15 protein-coding genes are annotated in these 16,909 nt (G+C 63.4%); 14 read left to right on the forward strand and 1 reads right to left on the reverse strand.

The genetic code is table 11. From position 1 onward, the window contains the following. The 14 genes from WCZ84_RS06855 to WCZ84_RS06920 form a co-directional block, all read left to right on the forward strand. Window positions 1–915: ABC transporter substrate-binding protein (locus WCZ84_RS06855; protein ID WP_372685518.1), on the forward strand; the 915-nt coding region annotated here is incomplete at its 5' end. Window positions 916–926: 11 nt separating this feature from the next. Further along, complete coding sequence (locus WCZ84_RS06860; protein WP_372685519.1) at window positions 927–2,075, forward strand: acyl-CoA dehydrogenase family protein; 1,149 nt, start codon at window positions 927–929, stop codon at window positions 2,073–2,075. A gap of 28 nt (window positions 2,076–2,103) precedes the next feature. After that, window positions 2,104–2,889 carry an ABC transporter ATP-binding protein gene (locus WCZ84_RS06865; RefSeq protein WP_372685520.1) on the forward strand — a complete coding sequence of 262 codons (786 nt, stop codon included), beginning with the start codon at window positions 2,104–2,106 and terminating at the stop codon, window positions 2,887–2,889. Continuing rightward, a complete protein-coding gene (locus WCZ84_RS06870) occupies window positions 2,876–4,798 on the forward strand; it encodes a long-chain fatty acid--CoA ligase (RefSeq protein WP_372685521.1) in 1,923 nt (640 codons plus the stop codon). Before WCZ84_RS06865 ends, WCZ84_RS06870 begins: the two co-directional genes overlap by 14 nt. Beyond that, window positions 4,789–5,676: a branched-chain amino acid ABC transporter permease gene (locus tag WCZ84_RS06875; protein ID WP_372685522.1), complete on the forward strand. Its 888-nt coding sequence runs from the start codon at window positions 4,789–4,791 to the stop codon at window positions 5,674–5,676. The genes WCZ84_RS06870 and WCZ84_RS06875 overlap by 10 nt, the downstream gene beginning before the upstream one ends. Window positions 5,677–5,679: 3 nt before the next feature. Then, a complete protein-coding gene (locus tag WCZ84_RS06880; RefSeq protein ID WP_372685523.1) occupies window positions 5,680–6,753 on the forward strand; it encodes a branched-chain amino acid ABC transporter permease in 1,074 nt (357 codons plus the stop codon). Window positions 6,754–6,761: 8 nt separating this feature from the next. Next, a complete protein-coding gene (locus WCZ84_RS06885; protein ID WP_372685524.1) occupies window positions 6,762–7,571 on the forward strand; it encodes an ABC transporter ATP-binding protein in 810 nt (269 codons plus the stop codon). 25 nt (window positions 7,572–7,596) lie between these two features. Further along, on the forward strand, window positions 7,597–8,853 hold the full coding sequence (locus tag WCZ84_RS06890; protein ID WP_372685525.1) for an ABC transporter substrate-binding protein: 1,257 nt from the start codon (window positions 7,597–7,599) through the stop codon (window positions 8,851–8,853). A 92-nt stretch (window positions 8,854–8,945) separates the two neighbouring features. Continuing rightward, the gene (locus tag WCZ84_RS06895) at window positions 8,946–9,770 is read left to right on the forward strand and encodes an enoyl-CoA hydratase-related protein (protein WP_372685526.1); all 825 of its coding nucleotides are present in this window, start codon (window positions 8,946–8,948) and stop codon (window positions 9,768–9,770) included. Next, entirely contained in the window at window positions 9,760–11,784 is a 2,025-nt protein-coding gene (locus tag WCZ84_RS06900) for an acetoacetate--CoA ligase (RefSeq protein WP_372685527.1), read from the forward strand. Before WCZ84_RS06895 ends, WCZ84_RS06900 begins: the two co-directional genes overlap by 11 nt. After that, entirely contained in the window at window positions 11,781–13,034 is a 1,254-nt protein-coding gene (locus WCZ84_RS06905; RefSeq protein ID WP_372685528.1) for a phenylacetate--CoA ligase family protein, read from the forward strand. The genes WCZ84_RS06900 and WCZ84_RS06905 overlap by 4 nt, the downstream gene beginning before the upstream one ends. A 31-nt stretch (window positions 13,035–13,065) precedes the next feature. Then, window positions 13,066–13,920 (forward strand): M23 family metallopeptidase, encoded by an 855-nt coding sequence (locus tag WCZ84_RS06910; RefSeq protein WP_372685529.1) that lies wholly within the window; start codon window positions 13,066–13,068, stop codon window positions 13,918–13,920. 214 nt (window positions 13,921–14,134) lie between these two features. Further along, on the forward strand, window positions 14,135–14,893 hold the full coding sequence (locus WCZ84_RS06915) for a glucose 1-dehydrogenase (protein WP_372685530.1): 759 nt from the start codon (window positions 14,135–14,137) through the stop codon (window positions 14,891–14,893). 34 nt (window positions 14,894–14,927) lie between these two features. After that, window positions 14,928–16,058, forward strand: a complete 1,131-nt coding sequence (locus tag WCZ84_RS06920) for a zinc-dependent alcohol dehydrogenase family protein (protein ID WP_372685531.1) — start codon at window positions 14,928–14,930, stop codon at window positions 16,056–16,058. Window positions 16,059–16,071: 13 nt separating this feature from the next. On the opposite strand, the gene WCZ84_RS06925 is transcribed toward WCZ84_RS06920, so the two are convergent. Then, on the reverse strand, window positions 16,072–16,899 hold the full coding sequence (locus WCZ84_RS06925) for a MaoC family dehydratase N-terminal domain-containing protein (RefSeq protein WP_372685532.1): 828 nt from the start codon (window positions 16,897–16,899) through the stop codon (window positions 16,072–16,074). Window positions 16,900–16,909: the final 10 nt, after the last annotated feature.

Genomic DNA, 16,909 nt, shown 5'->3' on the forward strand with positions numbered 1-16,909 from the left:
ATCATCGACGTACCCGTGTCTTCGGTGGCGCTGGCCATCAATCAGCTGGCCCGGGAAAAGGGCAAGGCCTACATCAATACAGGCGCAGGCTCGCCCAACCTGACGGGCAAGGACTGCTCGCCCAACACGGTACACTGGCTGTTCGATACGTGGATGCTGGCCAACAGCACCGGGCGTGCCATCGTCGAAACCGGGGGCGACAGCTGGTTTTTCCTGACGGCCGACTACGCTTTCGGCCATGCCCTCGAGCAGGATACGGGCGAGGTGGTAAAAAATGCGGGTGGAACCGTACTGGGCAGCGTTCGCATTCCCATGAACACGCAAGACTTTTCCTCGTTCCTGATTCAAGCGCAGGCGTCCGGCGCCAAAATCATCGGCCTGGCCAACGCAGGGTCCGACACCACCAATTCGATCAAGCAGGCAGCCGAGTTCGGCATCGTCAAGGGCGGGCAGAAGCTGGCCGGGCTGCTGGTCTTCCTGCCCGACGTCCACGGCCTGGGGGTCGAAAAAGCGCAAGGGCTGAATATCACCGAACCCTTCTACTGGGATCTGAATGACGATACGCGCGCCTGGAGCCAGCGTTTTGCCGCACAGAACAAGGGGGTCTATCCTTCCTCGGATCATGCCGGGGTTTATGCCGGCGTGCTTCACTACCTGAAAGCGGTCGATGCCGCCGGCACGGATGATGGCACAACGGTGGTGGCGCAGATGAAAGCACTGCCCACCGATGATCCCTTGTTCGGCAAGGGGGAAATCCGCGCAGATGGGCGCAAGATCCACCCAGTCTATTTGTTCGAGGTCAAGAGCCCTGAAGAATCCACAGGGCCTTTTGACTATTACAAACTGAAGAAAACCATTCCCGCCGAAGAGGCATTTCGCCCGCTCGAACAGGGCGGATGCCCGCTGGTGGACTGAGAGGCTGTCCAGTGAGTGCGTCTGGCAAGATCGAAATCAATGCGCTGCGTGAAGCCGTCAGGGGTTTTGCGCTGACGGAAATTGCGCCCTTGGCACGTCGGGTCGACCAGGAAAACTGGTTCCCCCGGCAGCTCTGGCCCGAGTTGGGGGCGCTGGGCGTACTGGGTCCGACCGTCCCGGAAGCCTATGGCGGGCCTGGGCTCGGTTATCGGGAACATGCCGCCATTTCAGAGGAAATCTCGCGGGTGTCGGGGTCCGTCGGCATTTCCTACGTGGCGCACTCGAATTTGTGCGTCAATCAGATCCAGCTGCATGGCACTGACGCACAAAAAAAACGATACCTGCCGCCGCTGCTCAGCGGCGAGGCCCTGGGGGCGCTTGCCATGAGCGAGGCCGAGGCCGGCTCGGATGTGGTCTCCATGCGCCTGAGAGCCGAGCGCGATGGCGATGACTTCGTGCTGACCGGGTCCAAGATGTGGACCACCAACGGCTGGTATGCCGATACCTTCGTGGTGTATGCCAAGACCGAGCCCGATGCGGGCAAGCGGGGCATCACCGCCTTCATCGTCGAGCGCGGCTTTCCGGGGTTCGAAACCCGGCAGCACCTCGACAAGCTCGGCATGCGCGGCTCCGGCACGTGCGAGCTGGTGTTCGATCGCTGCCGTGTACCGGCGACGAACATCCTGGGTACGCTCAACGGCGGCGTTCGCGTACTCATGCGGGGGCTCGACTACGAACGGCTCATTGCCTCATCGGCGTGTGTCGGCCTGATGCAGGCCGCGCTGGACATCGTGTTGCCGTATGTCGTCGAACGCCGGCAGTTCGGCCGGCCCATCGGTGAATTCCAGCTCATCCAGGCCAAGTTGGCCGACATGTACACTCGCCTGGGCGCCAGTCGATCCTATCTCGAAGTGATGGCCGAACGGGCCGACCGGGGCGAAGCGCTGCGCAAAGAGTCGGCCAGTGTCATTCTGTTTGCGGCCGAGTCGGCGACGCAGTCGGCACTGGACGCCATTCAATGCCTGGGGGGCAACGGCTATACAAGCGAATACGATGCCGGCCGGCTTCTGCGCGATGCCAAGCTGTATGAAATCGGCGCCGGCACGTCCGAGATTCGCCGTATGCTGATCGGGCGCGAGATGGTTCGCGACCTGCTCTGATGCGCACGAGAATGAAAGGGCTATCCATATGGTGAGCAACGAGCATGTCCTGGAGTGTCGGAACGTAGAACGCCGCTTCGGGGGCCTGGTCGCTGTCAGTGGGGTCGATCTGCAGGTCGACCGGGGCGAGATTTTCGGATTGATCGGTCCCAATGGCAGTGGCAAGACGACGATGACCAATGCCATCACGGGCTTCTACCCGCCCCAGAAGGGCCGGATTCTGCTCAACGGCGAAGACATCACCGGATTTGCGCCCCATCGGGTGGCCCGTCGCGGCGTGGCCCGGACCTTTCAGAACCTGGCCTTGTTCAACGGCATGACGGTGCTGGAGAACATCCTGCTTGGGCGCCATGTGCACATGCATCCCGGCGTCTGGCGCACCTTTCTGTACCCCTGGCTGGCCCTGCCCGAAGAGGTCGCGAACCGGGCCCTGGTCGAAGACATCATCGATTTCATGCAATTGCAAAGCGTGCGCCATACACCAGTCGAATCCCTGCCCCTGGGGCTGAAGAAACGCGTGGAACTGGCCCGGGCCCTGGCGGCGGAACCTTCTTTCCTGATCCTGGACGAGCCCATGGCCGGCATGAACCAGGAAGAAAAAGAATACATGGCGCGCTTCATCCTGGATGCGCGCGACGAACAAGGCGTGACCGTGCTCATCATCGAGCATCACATGGACATCATCACCGGCATCTGCGACCGGATCCTGGTGCTCAGCTACGGCGAGGTGATCAGCTCGGGTGCCCCGCGCGAGGTCATGTCCGATCCACGGGTGGTCCAGGCCTACCTCGGAGGTGCCCATGCAGCGGCCTGAGCTCGGTTTGCCGGCCGATGCAAGCCTGATCCGCCTGCTTGCGGCGAACGCGGGCTCGCATCCGGACGGGATCGCTTTTCGCGAGAAAGACAAGGGTATTTGGCACCAGACCCGCTGGCAGGAAGCCTATGACGCCGTCCTGTGCTGTGCCGCAGGCTTGCAGGAAGCCGGTTTGCGTGCCCACGAGGGGGTGCTCGTGCTGGGCGACAACCGGCCGAACCTGTACATGAGCATGGTGGCGGCCAGCGCGCTGAAAGCCTATGCGATGCCTTTGTATCCGAGCGCATCGGTCGATGAGATCCTGCTCATCCACGGCGACATTCCGTTCCGGTTCGTGTTCGCCGAAGACCAGGAGCAGGTCGACAAGGCGCTCGAATTGCGTGAACGGGGCGCGCGCATCGATACGATCATCTACGACAATCCGCGCGGCTTGTCGGGCTATACGCCGCCGGGGCTGATGCCCTGGACGCAGTTGCTGGCGCACGGCCGGGCGCAGCTGGCGGCGGACGGCATCCGGGCCCAGACGCTGCTTCAGGCCAGCGGGCCGCAGGATCCCGCGGTGCTCATTCATTCCTCGGGTACCACCGGCAAGCCCAAGGGGCTGGTGCTCTCGCATCGCAACGTGCTGTCGGCGGTGCACAGTGCCTATCGGGCGGGGGCCTACGAGTTCAACGAGTCCGTCCTGGCCTACCTGCCCATGGCCTGGGTGGGGGATTTCGTGCTCACGCTGTGCGCCGGTCTGGCCTTGCGCTTCACCATCAACGTGCCCGAGGACGCCGAGACCGTCATGCAGGACCTGCGCGAGATCGCGCCCAGCTTCTATCTGGCGGCCCCGCGCAGCTGGGATGGGATGCTGACCGGCATCCAGGTGCGCATGGAAGACTCCACCCGGCTGAAGCGGTTCGCCTACCGGTATTTCATGGAGTCCGCCATTGCCGACGAACGCAGGAAGCTGGCGGGGCAGGCGCCGTCCGTGCTGGGCCGCGTCAAGCGCCAAGTGGGCGAATGGCTGGTGATGGGGCCGATCAAAGATCAACTGGGCATGACGCAATTGCGCAACGCCTTTACCGGCGGCGAGGCGATTGGCGAGGATACCTTCGTCTTCTATCGGGCGCTGGGTATCAATCTGCGCCAGCTGTACGGTCAGACCGAGAGCAGTGCGCTGGTCGCCATGCAGGCGGTCGACGAGGTACAGCTGCACACGGTGGGGCGGCCGCTGCCGGGCATCGCCGTGAAGATCGATGACCAGGGAGAGATCCTGTTGCAGGCCGACAGCATATTTTCCGGCTACCACGACAACCCGGACGCCACCGTCAAAACGCTCGAGTCCGGTTGGCTGCATACGGGCGATGCGGGCTATGTCGAACCCGACGGGCACCTGGTCGTCTTGGGCCGGATCTCCGAAGTGGTGCACACGGCCGAAGGGGAACGCTACATCCCGAACTACATCGAGAACCAGCTGAAGTTCAGCCCGTACATCAAGGACGTGGCGGTGCTGGGCCGTGGCCGGTCAACGCTGGCGGCCCTGGTCTGCATCGACCTGGAGACCGTGGGGCATTGGGCCGAGGTGCAGGGGATTTCCTATATTTCGTATGCCGACCTGTCGCAGAAACCGCCGGTGATCGAGCTGATCAAGGCGGCGGTGCAGCGGGTCAACACGAAACTGCCCGAGGCGCTTCGGGTGCGCCGCATCGTAAACCTGCCCAAGGAGTTCGATGCCGATGACGGCGAGATCACGCGCAACCGGAAGTTGCGCCGCAATGTGGTCGAAGAGCGCTATACCACGGTGATCGAAGCCATCTACAGCACCCAATCGGAGGTGGGCGTGCGTATTCCAGTGATCTACGAAACGGGCGAGAAGGGGTTCATCGAGCGCGCCCTGCTGATCGAGGACGTGGCATGGACCTGATCTACTATCTCGAGCTCGCCGTCAATGGTGCGATGGGCGGCCTGATGTACGCCCTGGTTGCCATGGGCATCGTGCTGATCTACAAGTCCTCCTCGGTGCCCAACCTGGCACAGGGGGCCCTGACCATGGCTGCGGCCTACATTGTCCTTGCGTTCTCGGACGCCCTGGGTATCGCGCCGCTGCTGGCCATCCCGTTGGCCGCGTTGGCGATGTTCCTGGCGGGGATGCTGATCGAGAGGGTGGCCTTGCGCCGGCTGGCGGGTTGGCCCATCGTGATGGTCCTGATGATGACCCTGGGCCTGGACATCTTCATACGCGCCATCACGCTGACATTCTGGGGGGGTAGCGCCCGGACTCTGCAACTGGGGATTCCCGACACCCCCCTGTTCATCGGCCCGCTGCTCATCAACCGCGCGTATCTGGTGGGTGCGGTCGTGGCACTGGTGTTCTTTGCCATCTTTCGGTTCTTTTTTCGCACGCGTCGCGGCATTTTGTTGCGGGCCATCGCGGATGATTACGTGGCCTCGTGGTCCGTGGGGATTTCAGTGGAGCACGGCGTGGCGCTGTCCTGGGCACTTTCGTCCCTGACGGCCACGGCAGCCGGCGCCTTGTGGGGCTCGGTGCAGACGGTCGACCAGGGCTTGTCGCTGCTGCTGCTCAAGGGCCTGACGGTCGCCGTGCTCGGCGGGCTGGATTCGATCGGCGGGGCCGTGCTCGCCGGGCTGCTGCTGGGGATTGTGGAAAACATCCTGGCAGGGTATCTCGATCCGCTGCTGGGGGGCGGGACCCGCGAGCTGGTCGTGGCGCTGGTACTGATCCTGACCATCATGATTCGGCCGTTCGGCCTGTTTGGCAAGCACGATATCGAGAGGATCTAGACGATGTTCTACCGACAGGCGGGTGTCTTCCACACCGATTATGCTTCCGACTCATCGCTGTTCCCGATCCGGTTCGAGCGCCGCGCCATGTGGCTCATTCTGGCGCTTGCGCTCGTGGCGCCCTATGTGCTGGATTCGCTGGTGCTGGTCAGCTATGTCCAGCCCTGGCTGATCTGGACCTCGGCCGTGCTGGGGCTGAACCTGATTCTGGGCTGGGCCGGGCAGTTCCATTTTGGCTATGCGGCCATCATGGGCATCGGCGCCTATGCCAGCGTCCATGCCACAAGAAACGGCGTGCCCTGGGAGTTCGCCATCGTGCTGGGCGGCATTGCCGCCAGCGTCATCGGCATGGTCTTTGCCTTTGCGGCGCTGCGGGTCAAAGGTCTGTATCTTGCGCTGTCGACCCTGGCCATGCAGTTCGTGATGGATTGGGTCATCTCGCACGTGCCGGCGGTCAGCGGCGGCGTTTCGGCCACCCTGCAATCGCCGCCCATCAAGCTGCTGGGCCAGACGATCACGTCAGAGGCCGGTCTGTATTACATCGTACTGGCCTGGGTGGTGCTGGTCACGCTGTTCATGTTGAATCTGCGCCGCAGCGCCTTGGGGCGCGCGTTCATCGCCGTGCGTGAAAAGGACTTTGCCGCCGCCGTGATCGGCGTACAAAGCTTCTACTACAAGCTGGTCGCCTTTGCCGTGTCTGCGTTCATTGGCGGGGTGAGCGGCGCCATTCTCATTTTCTGCTTCTACAGGGCGATCACGGCCGAGCAGTTTTCGATCGAGGTCTCGATTCAGCTGTTGGCCATGACCATCATCGGCGGCCTGGGCAGCATCATCGGCAGTTTCTTCGGCGCCGCCTTCATCCTCTTGCTGCCAGGGCAGATCAACACCCTGATGACCTGGATCGCCCAGACATTCAGCCTGCCGATCGGGCCCGAGACCTTGTCCCATATTCCCCACGTGATTTATGGCGCCGCCATCATTCTGGTGCTGCTCATCGAACCCATGGGGTTGGGGAAAATGTACCGGAACGTGCGCAATTACCTGATGGTCTGGCCTTATGGCTACCTGCGCAAATAGAGGCTGACATGAGCGAGACCACTCGACCCATCCTGGACGTGGAGAATATCGAGGTCATTTATGACCGGATCGCGCTGGCCATCAAGGGGGTGTCCATCCAGGTGCCCGCGGGCGGCATGGTGGCGCTGCTGGGGGCCAACGGCGCGGGCAAGAGCACGGCGCTGAAGGCGATCAGCGGGCTGCTCAGGCCCGAGCGCGGCGAAGTCACGCGCGGCACGCTGCATTTCGATGCCCAGGATATCTCCGCGCTTTCACCGCAGCAGCGCGTGCGCCTTGGCATCGTGCAGGTGCTCGAGGGCCGGCGGGTCTTCGAACACCTCAGTGCCGATGAAAACCTGATCGCCGCTTCGGCGGTGGCGCGAACCAGCCGGCACGAGACCGCCCGCAACCGGGACATGGTCTATGGCTATTTCCCCCGCCTGCACCAGCGGCGTACCGCACTGGCCGGGCTGCTCTCGGGGGGCGAGCAGCAAATGCTCGCGATCGGCCGGGCGCTGATGACCAATCCGCGCTTGCTGATGCTCGACGAGCCCAGCCTCGGGCTGGCCCCGCTTCTGGTGGCGGAAATCTTCAGCATCGTGCAGAGCATCAATGCCAAAGAGGGGCTGTCGGTGCTGCTGGTCGAACAAAATGCCATCGCCGCGCTCGAGGTCGTGTCGCATGGCTACCTGATAGAGAACGGCCGGATTGTGATGCATGACAGCGCACAGGCCATGAAGCGCAATCCTGATATTCAGGAATTTTATCTTGGAGGTTCGGACAACAAGGATTTTGGAGCAATCAAGCATTATCGCCGGCGCAAGCGCTGGCTCAGCTGAAACACACCTGTATGGGAGACATGGAATGAAAAAGGCCAAGATACTACAGACATTTTTCGCATTTTCTGCACTGGCGTGCCTATCGGGCGGTGCCCAGGCGCAGACCGGGGACACCATCAAGTTCGGGCTCTGCTACGACCTGAGCAAAGCCTACAGCTTTGCCGTACCGCAGATGGCGCAGGCCGCCCAGGATTACGCCACCCTGCTCAACCAGGACGGCGGCATCGAGGGCAAGAAGATCGAGGTGATTGTCCAGGATACGGGCAACGAGCCGCAACGGGGCATCGAATGCTACGAAAAACTCAAACGTGACGGGGTCATGGTGTTCGACTACATGTCCACGCCGGTATCCCGTGCCGTGCTGCCCAGGCAGATGGAAGACGGCAACATCATGCTGCAGTCCTTCGTCGGGCGGGGCGATGCCGTGAACGGCGAGGTGTTCCAGTGGGTGTTCCCGGTGGGGCCCACGTACTGGGGGCAGGTGGCCAACGACGTCCAGTACATCAAGACTTTGCAGGACGGCAATTTGAAGGGCGTCAAGATCGCCTTCATCTATCCGGATTACGCCTTTGGCCAGGAACCCATTCCGGTCCTGAAGACGCTGGCGGAAAAAGAGGGCTTCGACCTGCAGCTGTTCCCGAATCCGCTGCCGGGCCGCGACCAGGCTTCGGTCTGGACGCAGATCCGGCGCTTCAATCCAGACTACGTCATTTCCTGGAACCTGTCGGCCATGCACGTCGTGGCGGCCCGTGAAATGAAGCGCAACGGGATTCCGATGGACAAGCTGATCACCGTCAACTGGCTCAACGAGGTCGATATCAACAACATCGGCGCGGCAGAGGCCAAGGGGTTACGGCGCGGCACCAATGTCGTGGGCGGGCGGGATCACCCGATGATGCAGCGCATCATCAAAGAAGTCTATGACGCCGGCAAGGGCAATGGCGACGTGAAGACGCTCGACGACATCTACTACAACAACGGCCTGGCGACGTATTCGGTCGTGTTCGAGGGCGTCAAGCAGGCGATCCGCAATGAGGGCTGGCCTCTGACCCCGGCGAAGATCAAAGCGGGCCTGGAGAGCCTGCGCGACTTCGATGCAAACGGCTTCATGGCGCCCGTCACGGTCACCGCGCAGGATCACGGCGGTGGCGGCAAGACCCGCGTGGACATGTGGGATGGGACCCAGTGGGTGCCGCAGTCCGATTGGTTCGCCGCCTATACCGACGTGGTCAACGAACTCGTGCAGGAACAGTCGGCCGAGTTCGCGCGGACGGGTCAATGATTTGTCGTCATGACGGGGTTTTGATGAGCTGATTGACGCGATGGCCTGCGACCCCGGCAGGCCATCCGTCATTTTTTTATGGCAAGTGGGAAATGGGATACGAAACAATTGCGGTGGATGTCGATGCACGGGGTGTGGCCTCGCTGGTTCTGTGTCGGCCAGACGTGCACAATGCGATGGATGGCCGGATGTGGGCCGAAGGCCTGGAGGCCACGCAGCGGCTGGCCGAGGACGCATCCGTACGGGCCGTCGTGCTCACGGGGTCGGGCAAGAGCTTCTGCTCGGGCGGCGATCTAAAGTTCCAGCTGGCCCAGCGCAAGGCCAGTACCGCCGAAAAGATCGCCCACGCAGACACGTTCATGCGCTGGCTGCAGGCGCTCGACACCCTCCCCAAGCCCGTGATCGCGCGCATCCAAGGTCCAGCGTATGCGGGCGGCCTGGGCCTGATCTCGGTCTGCGATCTGGCCATTGGGGTCGACACGCTCACGTTTGCCATTACCGAGGCGCGGCTGGGCCTGCAGCCGGCCATGATTTCACCGTTCGTGGTGCGCCGGCTGGGGGTCGCCAAGGCGCGCCGGTTTTTTCTGACCGGCCAGCGTTTCAATGCGGCCGAAGCCCTGGCTATGGGCTTTCTTGATCGCGTGGAAAGTGCAGGTACACTGGATGCGGCAGTTGAAGAGGAAATCGAACTCGTGCTGCAGTGTGCCCCAGGGGCCGTTGGCAAGGTCAAGCACCTGATTGCGCAAGTGGCTCATCTCGGGCTCGAGGGCTCGCTGGCCTACTCGACCGATCAGGCCGTGCAGATGTGGGATTCCGAAGAGGCGGTGGAAGGGATCTCGAGCTTCCTGGAGAAGCGCCGGCCAGCCTGGATTGCTTCATCAGACCGCCGCCACAGAGGGCAGACACATGGCAAATGAAGGCGATTTATTGTGGACACCCGATCCTCGCTGGGCCGGGCAGACGCGGATAGCGGATTACATGCGCTGGCTGGCCCGCGAGCGCGGCCTCCAGTTTGATGACTACGAGTCGCTGCGCCGCTGGTCCATCGATGACCTGACGGCGTTCTGGCAATCTCTTTGGGATTATTTCTCCGTGATCTCGGATTCGGCTCCCGACGGGGTGGTCGATACGCTGGACATGCCAGGGGGGCGCTGGTTCGAAGGCTCGCGCGTCAATTATGCCGAGCATGTGCTGCGGCCCGCCCGCGACGCCGCGCCGGGCAAGGTGGCCATTCACTACGCGTCCGAGCAATCCGAGCTGGCGACGCTCACCTGGCAGGAACTGGAGCAACAGGTCATGGGCCTGGCCACGCGCCTGCGGGCCTTGGGCCTGAAGCCGGGCGACCGGGTGGCGGCCTACTTGCCGAACGTACCCGAGGCCATGGTGGCGGCGTTGGCCTGCATGGCCGTCGGTGCCGTCTGGTCGGCGGCATCCCCCGAATTCGGTGTCGAGACGGTCGTGGATCGCTTCGGGCAGATCGAACCGGTGCTGTTGTTTACCTGCGATGGGTATCGGTTCAATGGCAAGGCCTGGCCGCGCGAGCGCCACGTCGAGGAGATCGTGCGCAGGCTGCCCACGCTCGAGCACGTCGTGTGCGTACCGGTGCTGGATGCGGCGCGTACCGATCCAATCGTCCCGATCGGCCACATGTGGGCGTCCCTGCTCGAAGGCCCGGCCATTGCCCGCGAGCATTTCGAATATGCGCGCGTCGCCTTTGACCACCCCTTGTGGGTCCTGTTTTCGTCAGGCACGACGGGTCTGCCCAAGGCCATCGTGCACAGTCACGTGGGCATTGTGCTCGAGCACTACAAACTGATTTGCCTGCACATGAATCTGGGGCCCGATTCGGTGATGTTCTTTTACTCCTCCACCGGGTGGATGGTGTGGAACCTGACCTTGTCCTCGCTGCTGGGCGGCGGCGCCGTGGTGCTGTACGACGGCAGCCCGACCTTCCCGGATGCCGACCGGGTCTGGCAGCTGGCACAGGATGCGGGCGTCACCTACCTGGGCTCCAGTGCGGCCTTCATCCACCTGATGCGCAAGAGCGGCATGGTGCCCCGGGATCGTTTCCAGCTGAAAATCGAGGCAACCATGATCGCCGGCTCGCCCGTCGGGCCCGAGCTCTACGAATGGTTCTACGACAACGTGTCGCCGGATTGCTGGTTCAGCTCGCAATCGGGCGGCACGGAAACCTGCAGCTGCCTGGTGACGTCGGTGCCGCTGCTGCCCGTGCATGCCGGCGAAATCCAGGCGCGGGCGCTGGGTATCGATCTTCAGGCCTGGGATGACCACGGCCACGAGGTCATCGACGAAGTGGGTGAGCTGGTGATCCGCAAGCCGTTTCCCTCCATGCCGCTGTTCTTCTGGAACGACGCCGACGGACAGCGTTATCACCAGGCCTACTTCGACGTGTTCCCAGGCGTCTGGCGACATGGCGATTTCATCAAGGTCAATTCGCGGGGCGGCTGCTTCATCTACGGACGCTCGGACTCTACCCTGAACCGCTACGGGGTCCGTATCGGTACGGCCGAGATCTACCAGACGGTCGAAAAAATGCCCGAGATCGCCGACAGCCTCATCGTCTGCTGCGAGCTGCCGGGCGGGCGGTTCGTGATGCCTTTGTTCGTGGTGACCCGACCGGGGATCACGCTCGATGATGCCCTGAAAAAGCGCATTATGGCAAAGCTGCGCGACGAGGCCAGCCCGCGGCACGTGCCCGACGAAATCCATGCGGTCCCGGCCGTGCCCTATACGCTCACCGGCAAGAAGATGGAAGTGCCGATCCGCAAGCTGCTGATGGGGGTGGCGCCAGAGACCGTGGTCAACCGCGACGCCATGAGCAATCCCCAGGCCATCGACTACTTCCTGGACTTCACCTTTGTGCAACCGGCGGCACCCAAGGGGGCGGCCGACAAGGGGGCCGATACATGACGCCGTTTTACGATGCGCTCGAGACCGAGGCGCCCGAGCAGCGGGAAGCGCGCCTGTTCAAGGCGCTTGCAGAGTTGATCGGTCACGCAAAGAATGCGAGCGCCGGGTGGGCGGGCGTGCTCGAAGGGGTGGAACCGGCCGACGTGTCGGATCGGCATGCATTGGCGCAGCTGCCGGTGGTGCGCAAAACACAGTTGCTGCAATGGCAGCAGCAGGCGCGCAGGCAGGGCGGTGATGCGCTGGGCGGCTTTGCAACGGTCGCTCGGGGTCCCGCACTGGCCCGCGTGTTTGCCAGCCCGGGGCCGATCTACGAACCACAGGGGCGCAATACCGACCATTGGCGTATGGCCCGGTCCTTGTTTGCGGCGGGGTTTCGGGCCGGCGACCTGGTGCACAATGCGCTCAGCTACCACATGACGCCGGGCGCATTCATGATGGATGGCGGCGCAGCCCAGCTGGGCTGCACGGTATTTCCGGCGGGCGTCGGCCAAACCGAGCTCCAGCTGCAGGCGATTGCCGACCTGCAGCCCAATGGCTATATCGGCACACCCAGCCATCTGCGGCTGCTGGTCGAACGCGCAAACGACGCTCAAGTGGACATCGGCAGCCTGGGCAAGGCCATGGTGGGGGGCGAACCCTTTCCAGCCGACTTGCGCGCCTGGCTGGCGACCCGTGGGGTGGATGCCTATCAATGCTACGCAACGGCCGAGGCCGGGCTCATTGCCTATGAAACCGGGCCGCGCGAGGGCATGGTGGCCGATGAACACGTCCTCATCGAGATCGTGGATCCGGATACGCGCCAGCCCGTGCCCGACGGGCAGGTTGGCGAGCTGGTGGTCAGCGTCCTGAACCCGGTCTACCCGCTGATTCGCCTGGGCACGGGAGACCTCTCGGCGATCATGTCGGGCGCCTGCCCGAGCGGACGCACGAATGTCCGCATCCAGGGGTGGATGGGGCGTGCCGATCAGGCGACCAAGGTGCGGGGCCTGTTCATCCGGCCCGAACAGATCCGTGACGTACTGTCGCGCTTCCCCGAAGTGTCGCGCGCGAGCCTGGTGATCACCGGCGAAATCGGCAAGGACCGCATGGTGCTTCAGGTTCTGCCCCATGCGCACACAGACGGCCTGGATACCCGCCTGGCCGCGGCCGTGCGCGAATTCACCAAATTGCGGTGCGAGGTCGAGATCGTGGGCGCGGCGCAGCTGGCCACGGACGGCAAGCTGATCGACGATCGGCGCAAGGTACACTGAAAGGCAGTCGTTCCTGGATCGGGGGCAGCCCATGCGTCGTATCGGTTTCATCTGGCGTCTGGCGCGACGCTTTGCGCTCTGCGCGTTGGCGTATGCATGGCTGATAGGGTTTGGCGCAGCATGGGCCGCGGACGCCGAAATCATCTTTCCCATACAGGTGCAGCAGGGGGCCATGGTCATCGGCAAGGTGCCGCCTGGCAGTCAGGTCCGCTATGGCGACCGGGCGCTCGACGTCACGGGCTATGGCACGGTGGTGCTGGGCGTGGCCCGTGATGCCGACCGTCCTGCGAGGCTCACCATCACGCCACCGGGTGGTCAGCCGCATTCGGTGGATATCGCCATTGTGCCGCGCGACTGGCCTGTCGAGCGGGTCAACGGGGTGCCGCCCAAGACCGTAGCGCCGCCGCCGCACATTGCCGAACGCATTCGCCGCGAGCAGGCGCGGGTCGCCCACGCACGGGCGACCAGCAGCCACGACACCGGTTTTGCCCAGGCTTTCATCTGGCCCGTCCAGGGGCGGATTTCGGGGCGGTTCGGCAATCAGCGCATCTATAACGGCGTACCGGGCGCTGCCCATTCCGGCATGGACATTGCCGTCCCCAGCGGCACGCCCGTGAAGGCGCCAGCCAGCGGCCGGATCGTCTTCGCCGAGCCCGATCTGTACTTGACGGGCGGTACGGTCCTGATCGACCATGGCTATGGCATCGGGTCCAACTTCCTGCATCTCTCCAGGCTTGATGTGGCGGTCGGCGATGTCGTCGCCCAGGGTCAGGTCATCGGCCGGGCGGGGGCCACGGGCCGGGCCACCGGCCCGCACGTGCACTGGGGCATGACCTGGTTCGACGTACGCATCGATCCCTTGCTGGTGCTGGAACGCCAGCCCTGAGCCACCGGGCGGTTCGGCGCACTTCGGGCGGTGCCATCGGGTTACTACCGATATGCTTTTGATGAAGCGCCGCTTAATAAAAAGTGAATTGACGGATCCTGGCGTGTATTTCTACCATGAAGAAGCCGCTAGCGAGCGATACCAGAGCGATACCATTATCATGGACACACGGGCGCATTTGCGACTCGGTCAGGATTTTCACAGGAGCCCAAGCATGTCTGGAAATCAACTCAGCGGTAAAGTTGCCATTGTCACCGGGGCAGGGGGTGGTTTTGGCGAAGGAATCGCGCATATGTATGCGCAGGAAGGCGCCCAGGTCGTCGTGGCCGACATCAACCAGCAGGGCGCCGAGCGGGTGGCATCCGCCATTGGCCCGCAGGCGCTTGCCGTCAAGGTCGACATTACGTCGTCGGCCGAAGTGGCCGACATGGTCGCCAAGACACTCGAAAAATTCGGCCGCATTGACATCATCGTCAACAATGCCGGTACCACCCACAAGAATCAGCCCATGCTGGATGTGGACGAGCAGACGTTCGACCGCGTATTCAACGTCAACGTCAAGTCCATTTACCTGATCTCCAAAGCCATCGTGCCCGTGATGCGCAAACAGGGCGGGGGGGTGATCCTCAACGTGGGATCCACCGCGGGGATCCGGCCGCGCCCGGGGCTGACCTGGTACAACGCTTCAAAGGGCGCGGTCAATCTGCTGTCGCGCTCCATGGCCATCGAATTGGCGCCCGACAGGATCCGGGTCAATGCCATTTGCCCCGTCATGGGCGTAACGGGCTTGTTCGAAGCCTTCATGGGCCTGCCGGACACACCGGAAAATCGCGCCAAGTTCGTGTCCACGATCCCTCTCGGGCGCTTCAGCAAACCATCCGACATTGCCGCCGTGGCCACATTCCTGGCCAGCGATGCGGCCGAATTCATCACGGGTGTCGAATTCCCCGTCGATGGGGGGCGCACCATTTGAAGCCATTGTCCAATCTCATCCCGCAGGAAAAGCCATGAAAATTCGTGCTGCCGTATTGCGTCAGATGGGGCTTGCCAGCCCGTATGCCCAAAGCCGCCCGGTGCAGATCGAAGACGTCGAGCTGGATCCGCCCGGGCCCGGCGAGGTGCTGCTCAAGATCAAGGTGGCCGGGCTCTGTCATTCCGACCTGTCCGTCATCAATGGCGACAGGCCGCGTGGCATGCCCATGGTGCTGGGGCACGAATCTTCAGCCGAGGTGGCCGAGCTCGGTGCCGGCGTCGACGACCTCAAAGTAGGGGATCACGTCGTCACCGACTTCGTGCCTATTTGCGGGCACTGCACGCCTTGCAGCCAGGGCCGCCCGGCCCTGTGCGAGCCGGGGGCGCAGGCCAATGCGCAAGGTGTTCTGCTGGGGGGTGGGCGCCGCCTGCAGCGGCAGGGCGAGCCCTTGAATCATCACTTGGGGGTGTCGTGCTTTGCCGATTATGCCGTGGTCTCGCGCTATTCGTGTATCAAGGTTCTGCGCGAGCTCTCGCATCGCGAAGCGGCGCTGTTCGGCTGCGCCGTGCTCACCGGCGCGGGGGCGGTGATCAATCGGGCGCGTATCAAGGCGGGCCAGACAGCGGCCATTGTGGGCCTGGGGGGCGTGGGCCTCAGTGCCTTGCTGGCCGCCGTGGCCGCTGGCGCCCGGCGGATCGTGGCGGTCGATCTCAGCGATGAAAAGCTGGCGCTGGCCAAGACGCTCGGCGCCACCCATGTCATCAACCCCAGGCACGTCACCACTGATGCCGACCGCCTCGAGGCGGCCGGTGGCGCGGTAGACTTCGGCTTCGACATGGCCGGCGCCGTGGCGGCCTTCGAAACGGCCTATCGCCTGACGGCGCGCGGGGGCACCACCATCACGTCGGGCCTGCCGCATCCGAAAGCGGCCTTTTCCCTGCCATTGGCACAGCTCGTGGGTGAAGAGCGCGATATCCGCGGCAGCTATCTGGGCTCGGGCGTGCCAGCCGTCGATATTGCCCGCTATATCGACTTGTATCTGGGCGGCAAGCTGCCCGTGAACAAATTACTGGGCCAGGTGTTCACCCTGGATCAGATCAACGAAGGCTTTGATCATCTTGCATCAGGTTCTGGATTGCGTGATTGCATCATGCTGGAGGCCTGATTCTCTGGAATCGTCAGAATCCGATTTCACCCTGGTGCGCCAGGGTGCCTTCTTGCCCAGCCCAGAGCTGGGCTTTGCCGTCTTCCAGCATGACGCCGCCCACTTCGAATGGCCGTGGTGCGATCAAGGGCCGCAAGCCCTGGTACGAGAGGGTTCGTACGGTGCGATCGGGATGGGCCTGCTTGAAGGCCCGCACCATCAGGGTGGCGATCATGGGGCCATGCACGACCAGGCCTGGGTAGCCTTCGACGTCGCGTGCGTAGGGCAGGTCGTAGTGGATCCGATGCCCATTGAAGGTCACGGCCGAGTACCGAAACAGCATGACAGGATCGGGTTGTATCGTTTGCCGCCAGCCGCCGTCGGGAATGGGCAATGAGCCCTGCAGCCGTGGCGCGGCCGGTGCCCGGTACACGATGTCCTGCTCTTCGGTGATGCAGATTTGGCCATCTTGCCGGTATTCGTGGTGGGCCGTCACGAAGGTCAGGGCGCCGGTGCGCCCTTGTTTTTCGGTCACCGAGGTGATGGCGGACGTGCGCTGCGCCGGCGTTCCGATCCGCAGCGGCTCATGGAACTGTACGCGGCCGCCCGCCCACATGCGGCGTCGATTTTCTGCGGTTGGGGGCAGTGGTCCCCCCTGAGCCGGATGCCCGTCGTGGCCCAACAGGGCATAGGGCTGGCCCGACACAAAAAAGGCCCAGTGCCAGAGCAAGGGCAGGTGCGGGCCCAGCTGGCTGGGGTCATCGCCGATGCTCAGGGCAACGCGCGCCGCGTGCAGAGCATCGAGGCTGTCCGTGCAGGTATCGGTGTGGCCTATCCAGGCGTTGAGATCATTGTCGTGCATATCGGGGTCT

The organism is Castellaniella sp. (genome assembly GCF_041675725.1).
Lineage (GTDB): Bacteria > Pseudomonadota > Gammaproteobacteria > Burkholderiales > Burkholderiaceae_B > Castellaniella.

Bases quoted from the DNA above. Each gene is read 5' to 3' on its own strand.
- WCZ84_RS06920 (WP_372685531.1), top strand. From the start codon at position 14,928: ATGAAAATTCGTGCTGCCGTATTGCGTCAGATGGGGCTTGCCAGCCCG.
- WCZ84_RS06875 (WP_372685522.1), top strand. From the start codon at position 4,789: ATGGACCTGATCTACTATCTCGAGCTCGCCGTCAATGGTGCGATGGGC.
- WCZ84_RS06900 (WP_372685527.1), top strand. From the start codon at position 9,760: ATGGCAAATGAAGGCGATTTATTGTGGACACCCGATCCTCGCTGGGCC.
- WCZ84_RS06865 (WP_372685520.1), top strand. From the start codon at position 2,104: ATGGTGAGCAACGAGCATGTCCTGGAGTGTCGGAACGTAGAACGCCGC.
- WCZ84_RS06890 (WP_372685525.1), top strand. From the start codon at position 7,597: ATGAAAAAGGCCAAGATACTACAGACATTTTTCGCATTTTCTGCACTG.
- WCZ84_RS06895 (WP_372685526.1), top strand. From the start codon at position 8,946: ATGGGATACGAAACAATTGCGGTGGATGTCGATGCACGGGGTGTGGCC.
- WCZ84_RS06925 (WP_372685532.1), bottom strand. From the start codon at position 16,899: ATGCACGACAATGATCTCAACGCCTGGATAGGCCACACCGATACCTGC.
- WCZ84_RS06910 (WP_372685529.1), top strand. From the start codon at position 13,066: ATGCGTCGTATCGGTTTCATCTGGCGTCTGGCGCGACGCTTTGCGCTC.
- WCZ84_RS06885 (WP_372685524.1), top strand. From the start codon at position 6,762: ATGAGCGAGACCACTCGACCCATCCTGGACGTGGAGAATATCGAGGTC.
- WCZ84_RS06915 (WP_372685530.1), top strand. From the start codon at position 14,135: ATGTCTGGAAATCAACTCAGCGGTAAAGTTGCCATTGTCACCGGGGCA.
- WCZ84_RS06870 (WP_372685521.1), top strand. From the start codon at position 2,876: ATGCAGCGGCCTGAGCTCGGTTTGCCGGCCGATGCAAGCCTGATCCGC.
- WCZ84_RS06880 (WP_372685523.1), top strand. From the start codon at position 5,680: ATGTTCTACCGACAGGCGGGTGTCTTCCACACCGATTATGCTTCCGAC.
- WCZ84_RS06905 (WP_372685528.1), top strand. From the start codon at position 11,781: ATGACGCCGTTTTACGATGCGCTCGAGACCGAGGCGCCCGAGCAGCGG.